Consider the following 1828-nt stretch of genomic DNA (forward strand, 5'->3'; position numbering starts at 1 on the left):
CGCTGGCCTGGTTTCTGACGCTGACCGGCACGTCCGAGGAGCACGCCGACACTGAGTTCCTCTCCGTCGGCTTCGACTCCGTCGGCCTGGTGGGGCTGAGCGAGCGGATCTCCCGGGAGCACGAACTATCCCTCTACCCGACGGTCTTCTTCGAGTACCCGACGCCCCGCCAGTTCGCCGACTTCCTGACGGAGGAGGCCCCGGAGCTCGTCGGCCGACTCCCGAGCCCGTCCGCCCCGCAGGCATCCGAGGCCCCGACGGTGACGGAGCCCGCTCCGGCCCCGGTGGCCCCGCGGACCTCAGCGCTCCCGGTCGCCGAGGCGGCCGCCGTGGTGGAGCCGGCGCCTCCGGTGGTCCCGCCAGCGCCGCCCCGGTCCCCGGAGCCGCAGCGGGCGCCCACCACGGCGGCGGGCATCACGGCCGTCCCTAGGCTCCGCGCATCCGACGAGGCCGCGTCCGCGCCCGGCGGGGCCGGTCCCGCGACCCGGACGCGCGATGTCGCGGTCGTGGGCGCCGCGGTCAGGCTGCCCACCGCCGGTTCGCTGACCGCCTTCGCCGACCTGCTCGTCGAGGGCCGCGACACCGTCGGCCCACTGCCCGAGAGCCGTCGGGGTGACACCGCTGGACCCCTCCCGCACGCCTCCTTCCTCGACCGGGTCGACACGTTTGACCCGGCCCCTTTCCGGATCTCCGCCCGCGAGGCGCCGCTGATCGACCCGCAGGCACGCATCGTCTACGAGACGATCTGGGAGGCACTGGAGGACGGCGGACGCGGCGGCGCCCGCGCCGACGAGGCCCGCACCGGCCTGTGGATCGCCTACAGCCACGACCACTACCACGAGGAGCGCTTCCGCCACGGCGTGCCTGAGGGCCGCGGCCTGGGCCTGGAGGCGATGATCGCCAACCGGCTCTCGTACCTGATGGACTGGCGCGGCCCCAGCACGGTCGTCAACACGCTGTGCTCGTCATCGCTGGTGGCCCTGCACTCCGCGCTCCAGCACCTGCGCGCTGGCGACATCGACACGGCGGTCATCGGCGCCGTGCACGCCGGCATCAGCCCGGAGTACTTCCGGTCGATGGGCGACATGATGGCGCTCTCCCCGCGCCACCGCAGCCGCGCCTTCGACAGCACCGCCGACGGCTTCGTCCCCGGTGAGGGCGCCGTGGCCGTGGTGCTGCGGCGCTGCGATGACGCGCTGCGTGACGGTGACCGGGTGCGTGGTGTCGTCAAGGGCACGGCGGTGAACCACGGTGGCCGTACGAGTGGGTTGACGGTGCCGAGCAGTGCGGCGCAGCAGTCGGTGATCTCGGCCGCGCTCGCGGATGCGGGGGTGCCGGTGGAGTCGGTTGGCATGGTGGAGGCGCATGGTACGGGGACGAGTCTGGGTGACCCGATTGAGGTCGAGGGGTTGACGCGTGCGTGGCGTGCGCTGACGGATCGTTCGCAGTTCTGTGCGATTGGTTCGTTGAAGGGGAATGTGGGTCATCTGGAGCCGGCGGCGGGTCTGGCGGGTTTGGTGAAGGTGTTGTTGTCGATGGAGCGGGGTGTGGTTCCGCCGTCGCTGCATGTGGTGCGGCCCAATGACCATATTCGTTTCGAGGGCACGCCGTTCTTCTTGGCGGACCGGGTCATGGAGTGGCCGCGTCCTGAGGACGGTCTGCGGCGTGGTGCGGTGAGTGCGTTCGGGATGGGCGGGGTCAACGCGCATGTGATCCTGGAGGAAGCACCCACCGCCGTGGTCCGGGGTGTACCCGTCCCGGAGTCGCTCGTGGTGCGCGTCACCGGCGCGGACGAGACGGCCGTACGGACACTGGCCGGGTCCTACGC

1 protein-coding gene is annotated in these 1828 nt (G+C 72.0%); it reads left to right on the forward strand.

Annotation, left to right across the window (positions count from 1 at the left end; genetic code table 11):
• The coding region (locus B9S58_RS13340; protein WP_146063501.1) for a type I polyketide synthase at positions 1–1828 on the forward strand (1828 nt) is incomplete at both ends.

This window comes from Streptomyces sp. SM11 (assembly GCF_002910905.1).
Lineage (GTDB): Bacteria > Actinomycetota > Actinomycetes > Streptomycetales > Streptomycetaceae > Streptomyces.